Here is a 6,972-nt window from a genome sequence, read left to right as displayed (position 1 = left end):
TTGAAGCTGCCGATGCCATGGTAAAGGCCGCCAATGTAGCCCTCGTGGGAACTGAAAAAATCGGTTCCGGTCTCGTAACCGTTATGGTACGAGGTGATGTAGGTGCCGTTAAAGCATCCGTTGATGCCGGTGCAGCAGCTGCCGAACGAGTAGGGCAAGTTGTCTCGACGCATGTAATTCCACGGCCTCACAAAGATGTGGAAAGCGTTATCTTAAAGGAAAAAGGTGAAGCTTAATGAGTAATACGGATCAAATGGTTGATGAGATTTTGAAACGCGTTTTACAAAAAGCCGATAATTTATCGGCAGCCACCCCGAATCAAAGTGAAAGCAAAGGAGCGGAACAAATTATGGCGAACAGTTGCAGTTTAACAGAATTCATTGGCACAGCAAAATTTGGTGATACTATCGGTTTAGTAATCGCTAACGTGGATCAACAAGTATTGGATGCTATGAAATTAACAAAAAAATATCGTTCAATCGGTGTTGTAGGCGCTCGTACCGGTGCCGGCCCTCACATTATGGCCGCTGATGAAGCCGTAAAAGCTACCAACACTGAAATCGTAAGCATCGAACTCGCGCGCGACACTAAAGGCGGCGCCGGTCACGGTTCCTTAATCGTATTCGGTGGCGACGACGTTTCCGACGTAAAACGTGCCGTTGAAGTAACTCTTAAAGAAGTTGAACGTACTTTCGGCGACGTATACGCTAATGAAGCAGGCCACATCGAATTACAATATACAGCTCGCGCAAGCCATGCTATTAACACCGCATTCGGTGCTCCTGAAGGCAAAGCATTCGGCCTTATCGTAGGTGCTCCGGCAGCTATCGGCGTGGTAATGGCTGATGTGGCTGTAAAAGCAGCTAACGTAGACGTAATCGGCTACGCATCTCCTGCAAACGGCACAAGCTTCTCCAACGAAGTAATTTTACAGATTTCCGGTGATTCCGGTGCAGTTCGTCAGGCTGTTATCACAGCTCGCGAAATCGGTAAAGAATTATTAGGCACTTTAGGTAGCGAACCTAAAAATGATGCTCCTTCTTACATTTAACTTCGATAGAAAGGAAGCTTGACATATGAGATCAAAACGTTTTGAAGTATTAAGCAAACGCCCTGTTAACCAGGATGGTTATGTAAAAGAATGGGTGGAAGAAGGCTTTATAGCCATGGAATCGCCGCAGGATCCTAAACCAAGTATCCGCATTGAAAACGGCAAAATTGTTGAACTCGACGGTAAACGTCGTGAAGACTTCGACTTAATCGATACATTTATTGCTAACTACGCAATCCGTTTGGAACGGGCTGAAGAAGTTTTGGCGATGGATTCTCGCAAAATCGCTAACATGATTTTGACGCCAACCGTACCTCGCAGCGAAATTGCCAGCCTTGCAAAATCCATGACTCCGGCCAAAATGGTTGAAGTAGTAAGTAATTTCAACGTTGTTGAAATGATGCAATGTATGCAAAAAATGCGTGCTCGTCGCACCATGGCTAACCAGGCTCACGTAACAAACGTTAACGATAACCCGGTTCAAATCGCAGCTGATGCGGCTGAAGGCGCACTTCGCGGTTTTGCTGAAGAAGAAACAACCGTAGCGGTTGCTCGTTACGCTCCGCTTAACGCTATCAGTATCTTGGTAGGTTCCCAAGCAGGTCGTCCGGGCGTATTGACTCAATGCTCCTTGGAAGAAGCAACTGAATTGGAACTTGGTATGCGCGGTTTCACAGCTTATGCTGAAACAATTTCCGTATACGGTACTGAAGACGTATTCACCGACGGTGATGATACTCCATGGTCCAAAGCATTCTTAGCATCTGCTTATGCTTCCCGTGGTTTGAAAATGCGTTTTACTTCCGGTACAGGCTCTGAAGTTCAGATGGGTCAAGCGGAAGGTAAATCCATGTTATACCTTGAAACTCGTTGCCTCTACATTACTAAAGGCGCCGGCGTACAGGGTATCCAGAACGGTTCCGTAAGCTGTATCGGTATTCCGGCAGCGGTACCTTCCGGTATTCGTGCGGTATTGGCAGAAAACTTGATTGCTGCTATGCTTGACCTCGAATGTGCATCCAGTAATGACCAGACATTCAGTCATTCCGACTTACGTCGTACGGCTCGTACACTCATGCAGTTCTGCCCGGGCACTGACTTCATTTGCTCCGGTTACAGCTCCACGCCAAACTATGACAACATGTTTGCCGGCTCCAACTGGGATGCGGAAGACTATGATGACTGGACAATCATTCAGCGTGACCTCAAAGTTAACGGCGGTTTGAAACCGGCTACAGAAGACGCTGTAGTAGCTGTTCGTAATAAAGCAGCTCGTGCGCTTCAAGGTTTATTCGCTGAACTCGGCTTACCGGCTATTACCGATGAAGAAGTAGAAGCTGCTACTTATGCTAACGGTTCCAAAGATATGCCGCCTCGCGACAAAGTAGCTGACATCAAAGCAGCGGCCGACCTTATGAATCGCGGCGTTACCGGTATTGACTTTGTAAAAGGTCTTGCTAAACGCGGCTTCAATGATTTAGCCCAAAGCGTTCTTAATTTGTTGAAACAGAAAATTGCCGGTGACTACTTACAGACATCCGCTATTTTTGACGATAAATTCAATGTAATTTCAGCAATTAACAATCCTAACGACTATGCCGGCGTTGGCACAGGTTATCGTTTGGAAGGCGAAGATTGGGAAGTAATTAAAAATATTCCTAACGCAATCGATCCGCGTGATATTTAAGGAGGCATCAATATGGCTGAAGTTAATGAGCAAGTTTTACGCGCACTGATTATGGAAGTGCTTAAAGAAATGGGTAGCGCCAGCAAGCCTGTTACTTTTGCCGGTTCCTCCGAAACGGCGGCTCCGGCTCGTCCTAAAGATGAGGACGTAGATGATACTTGGATTCAGACCGGTGGCCCGGCTGAAGCCCATACATCACCTGATGAAGTGGTTATTGCTGTAGGTCCTGCATTTGGTCGCAGCCAACGCACGACTATCGTAGGCGTACCACATCGCAATGTAATCCGTCAACTCGTTGCCGGTATTGAAGAAGAAGGCTTAAAAGCTCGTGTAGTTCGTGTATATCGTTCGTCCGACGTAGCAGCCGTAGCTGTTGAAGGCGACCGCTTATCCGGTTCCGGCGTTTGCATCGGTATTCAATCCAAAGGTACTACCGTAATTCACCAACGTGATTTACAACCGTTATCCAACTTGGAATTATTCCCACAAGCACCATTGCTTACGGAAGAAGTATACCGCGCCATCGGTAAAAACGCAGCTAAATACGCTAAGGGCGAATCCCCTAATCCGGTAGCTACGCTTAACGATCAAATGGCACGCCCTAAATATCAAGCGTTGTCAGCCCTTTTACACATTAAGGAAACAAAACGAGTGGTTAAAGGTAAACCGGCTGATGAATGCCGCGTAAGCCTATAAGGAGGCCTTTATGAGTCAAGATATGGAAGCGATGATTCGCAAAATTTTAGAAGATATGCAAAAGGGAACCCCTTCTCCGGTAAGTGCCGTAGCTCAGACAAGCACAACTGAACGCGTTGCTACAGTAGCGGATTACCCAATTGCTAAAAAACATCCTGAATGGATCAAAGTAGGCAATCGTTCCTTAGATGATATTACCTTGGATGCCGTTATGGCCGGTCAGGTTTCTATGGATGATATGCGTATCAGCCCTGAAATCTTAAAAGCACAAGGTCAAATCGCTAAAGCCGGCGGTCGCGATCAGATTGAATACAACTTCTCCCGCGCTGCTGAAATGACTAAAGTAGGCGATAAACGCTTATTGGAAATGTACAATGCCCTTCGTCCATACCGTTCCTCCAAACAGGAATTGTTGGCTATGGCTGATGAACTTGAAAAAGAATACGGTGCTGTAATTTGTGCTGAATTCGTTCGTGAAGCGGCTGAAAACTATGAAAAACGTAAGAAATTGAAAGGTGATAACTAAGAGTTAGGAGTTTTGTGTATGAAGCGAGTCGTTGGTATTGATATAGGTAATTCCACAACAGAATCAGCGTTAGCGGAAATCCACGAGTCCGGTGAAGTTCGTTTTCTCGGATCGGCGATTGCCAATACGACCGGGATCAAAGGAACTAAGGATAATATTCAAGGACTCTTTGAATCGCTTCGTCAACTGGTTGCCAAAACGGGCCTGTCCCTTAAGGACATCGATTTAATCCGTATCAATGAAGCTACCCCGGTTATTGGCGACGTGGCGATGGAGACGATTACAGAAACGATTATTACCGAATCAACCATGATTGGGCATAATCCGAAAACTCCGGGCGGTCTTGGTATCGGTGTGGGCTATACGGCTCATATCCTACAATTGCTGGATAAACCTATGTCGGATGACTATATCGTAGTCGTACCGAAAGAAATAGATTTTCAGCTTGTAGCCGAATTGATTAATGCGTATGTAACAAAAGGCTATCGCATCAAAGGAGCTATCTTGCAGGCCGATGACGGCGTGCTGGTAGCCAACCGTTTGCAACAGCCGATTCCGATTATTGATGAAGTAGCCTATGTCGATAAAGTACCGCTTGGTATGTTGGCTGCAGTGGAAGTAGTAGAACCGGGTAAAGTAATTTCCCAATTGTCTAATCCTTACGGTATTGCTACAGTTTTCAACTTGACAGCGGATGAGACCAAGAACATAGTACCTATCGCCAGAGCGCTTATCGGCAATCGTTCGGCGGTGGTTATTAAAACCCCTGCCGGGGATGTAAAAGAACGTGTAATCCCTGCCGGGTCCATTGTGGCATCCGGCGACGGACGTACCGTATCCATCGATATTTCAGCAGGTGCCGAACAGATTATGGCTACCCTTGGCCAAGTGTCTCACATCGACAATGTATGCGGTGAAGCGGGCACGAATGTGGGCGGCATGTTGGAACGAGTTCGTCAGACTATGGCGGACTTAACCAATAAATCACCAAATGATGTTTTTATTGAAGATTTACTGGCAGTAGATACATCGGTGCCGATTAATGTGAAAGGCGGTCTTGCCGGCGAGTTCTCTATGGAACAGGCCGTAGGCATTGCCTCCATGGTTAAATCGGATCACTTACAGATGGAAATTATCGCCAAAGAAGTAGAACGGGAGCTTAAAATCCCTGTAGAAATCGGCGGTCAGGAAGCTGAATCGGCCATTCTCGGGGCTTTGACTACACCGGGTACGGAAACGCCGTTGGCGATTCTGGATCTCGGGGCAGGCTCTACCGATGCTTCGATTATGTCACCTGACGGACGGGTTACGGCTATTCACTTAGCCGGAGCCGGCAATATGGTAACGATGTTGATTAACTCTGAATTGGGACTGGAAGATATCCATTTAGCTGAAAGCATTAAGAAATTCCCATTAGCCAAAGTAATCAGCGTGTATCATATCCGCCACGAAGACGGCAATGTACAGTTTTTCAAAGAGCCGTTACCGGCCGATTTATTCGCCAAGACGGTAATTGTAACCGACGAAGGACTCGTTCCTATCGAAGGGGACCAATCAATGGAAAAAATCAAGATTGTTCGTCAAACTGCGAAGGAACGTGTTTTTGTAACCAATTCCCTGCGAGCCTTACGGGCTGTAAGCCCAACGCACAATGTGCGTGATATTCCTTTCGTAGTTATTGTAGGCGGTTCGGCTTTGGACTTTGAAGTACCGCAGCTCGTAACGGATGCGTTGTCTCACTATAATTTGGTAGCCGGGCGCGGCAATGTGCGCGGCACCGAAGGGGCACGTAATGCGGTGGCAACCGGCTTGATTCTATCGTATGCCAAAGAGCGGAGGGGATAAATTATGGAGGTTATCATTGCACCTAAACCGACCATTATGATTTATCACCACCCCAATGTATCAGTGGAAACTATTCAGGACCTCTTGTTCGGCATAGAAGAAGAAGGTATCCCGTATAGCTTAGAGGCACGTGCCGCAAGCGATGATATATTGCTTATGGCTGATGAAGCCTCTCATGCATCGGCCTTATCCGTAGGAGTAGGCTGCAGTGCTGATACCTTGGTGTTAAGTTATAAAAACTTACCGCCTCATCAATTCATATATCGTTTGCGTAATTATAAACAAGCAAAACAAACTATGCGAGCGTTAGGGGCCAATGCAGCTCGCCTGGTAAAAGGCAATCCTTTTAAAACCGACCCCGGATTGGAGGTGGCATTTTGAAAGAAGCATTAGGACTCTTGGAAGTAGCCGGATTGGCAGCGGCCATTAAAGCGGCTGACGTGATGGTGAAAGCAGCTAATGTAACGATTTTGAACGTGGAAAAAGCACGTGGCGGCGGTTGGATGACCGTTAAAGTAACCGGTGATGTAGGCGCTGTTCAGGCAGCTGTACAGGCTGGGGTAGCCCAAGCTAAACACGAACGTCATTACATTGCGCATAAAGTAATTCCAAGACCGGCTGAGGGCATTGATGCAATGCTATTAAGCGGTGGCGGTAAACCGGTATTGAACCCTAAGGCAACGGACGTTGTGAAGGAAGAAACACCGGCTCCCGCTGAAAAAACCGAAGCTAAACCGGTAGCGGCTACTAAAGTAGCGGCACCTGCCAAAGCGGAGGCTAAAACAACAGCTTCTACGGCTAAACCGGTGAAGAGTACACCGGCTAAAGCGAGTGAAGCAGCTAAGCCGGCTGAAACCGCTAAAACGGAACCGGCAAAAGCAGCGACTACGGCGGCGGTAAAAGCGCCGGCTAAAACGGCCGAACCGGTTAAACCGGTTGAAACTGCCAAAACTGAGGCGTCTAAAACAAATCCAACTGCAATCACCAAGGCGGAATCTTCCGTTGATACAGCGAAAGAAGCCTTGATGAAGGTGGTTACACCAACGCCGAAGAAACGGCCGAGTCGAGCTAAAACAACGACGAAACCAAAAGCATAACCCAAAAGGTAAGCCCTTTGGTTGAAGCACAAGATTTACAGATATGAAGGATCCATTAAAGGAGGATTTA

8 protein-coding genes are annotated in these 6,972 nt (G+C 47.0%); all 8 read left to right on the top strand.

Translation table 11 applies throughout. The annotated features are described in order from the left end of the window. Positions 1-236 (top strand): BMC domain-containing protein (locus tag E7204_RS03310; protein ID WP_295181520.1); only part of this gene is annotated, 236 nt, incomplete at its 5' end. After that, entirely contained in the window at positions 236-1,051 is an 816-nt protein-coding gene (gene pduB, locus E7204_RS03305) for a propanediol utilization microcompartment protein PduB (protein ID WP_021842303.1), read from the top strand. The genes E7204_RS03310 and pduB, both read left to right, overlap by 1 nt. A 25-nt stretch (positions 1,052-1,076) precedes the next feature. Beyond that, complete coding sequence (locus E7204_RS03300; protein ID WP_295181518.1) at positions 1,077-2,738, top strand: propanediol/glycerol family dehydratase large subunit; 1,662 nt, start codon at positions 1,077-1,079, stop codon at positions 2,736-2,738. Between the two features lie 12 nt (positions 2,739-2,750). Then, positions 2,751-3,434, top strand: a complete 684-nt coding sequence (locus E7204_RS03295) for a propanediol/glycerol family dehydratase medium subunit (protein ID WP_295181516.1) — start codon at positions 2,751-2,753, stop codon at positions 3,432-3,434. 10 nt (positions 3,435-3,444) lie between these two features. Then, positions 3,445-3,960 (top strand): diol dehydratase small subunit, encoded by a 516-nt coding sequence (locus tag E7204_RS03290; protein WP_295181514.1) that lies wholly within the window; start codon positions 3,445-3,447, stop codon positions 3,958-3,960. 18 nt (positions 3,961-3,978) lie between these two features. Then, on the top strand, positions 3,979-5,805 hold the full coding sequence (locus E7204_RS03285; RefSeq protein ID WP_295181512.1) for a diol dehydratase reactivase subunit alpha: 1,827 nt from the start codon (positions 3,979-3,981) through the stop codon (positions 5,803-5,805). A 3-nt stretch (positions 5,806-5,808) separates the two neighbouring features. Beyond that, positions 5,809-6,186: a glycerol dehydratase reactivase beta/small subunit family protein gene (locus E7204_RS03280; protein ID WP_021842298.1), complete on the top strand. Its 378-nt coding sequence runs from the start codon at positions 5,809-5,811 to the stop codon at positions 6,184-6,186. Then, entirely contained in the window at positions 6,183-6,902 is a 720-nt protein-coding gene (locus tag E7204_RS03275) for a BMC domain-containing protein (RefSeq protein ID WP_295181509.1), read from the top strand. Before E7204_RS03280 ends, E7204_RS03275 begins: the two co-directional genes overlap by 4 nt. Positions 6,903-6,972: the final 70 nt, after the last annotated feature.

The organism is Veillonella sp. (assembly GCF_015058545.1).
Classification (GTDB): domain Bacteria; phylum Bacillota; class Negativicutes; order Veillonellales; family Veillonellaceae; genus Veillonella_A.
Note: the sequence above shows the minus strand (reverse complement) of the source record. Positions and strands in the feature narration are given on the sequence as shown.

Excerpts from the sequence above, each read along its gene's own strand:
- E7204_RS03285 (WP_295181512.1), top strand. The coding sequence starts at position 3,979 with ATGAAGCGAGTCGTTGGTATTGATATAGGTAATTCCACAACAGAATCA.
- E7204_RS03280 (WP_021842298.1), top strand. The coding sequence starts at position 5,809 with ATGGAGGTTATCATTGCACCTAAACCGACCATTATGATTTATCACCAC.
- E7204_RS03300 (WP_295181518.1), top strand. The coding sequence starts at position 1,077 with ATGAGATCAAAACGTTTTGAAGTATTAAGCAAACGCCCTGTTAACCAG.
- pduB (WP_021842303.1), top strand. The coding sequence starts at position 236 with ATGAGTAATACGGATCAAATGGTTGATGAGATTTTGAAACGCGTTTTA.
- E7204_RS03290 (WP_295181514.1), top strand. The coding sequence starts at position 3,445 with ATGAGTCAAGATATGGAAGCGATGATTCGCAAAATTTTAGAAGATATG.
- E7204_RS03295 (WP_295181516.1), top strand. The coding sequence starts at position 2,751 with ATGGCTGAAGTTAATGAGCAAGTTTTACGCGCACTGATTATGGAAGTG.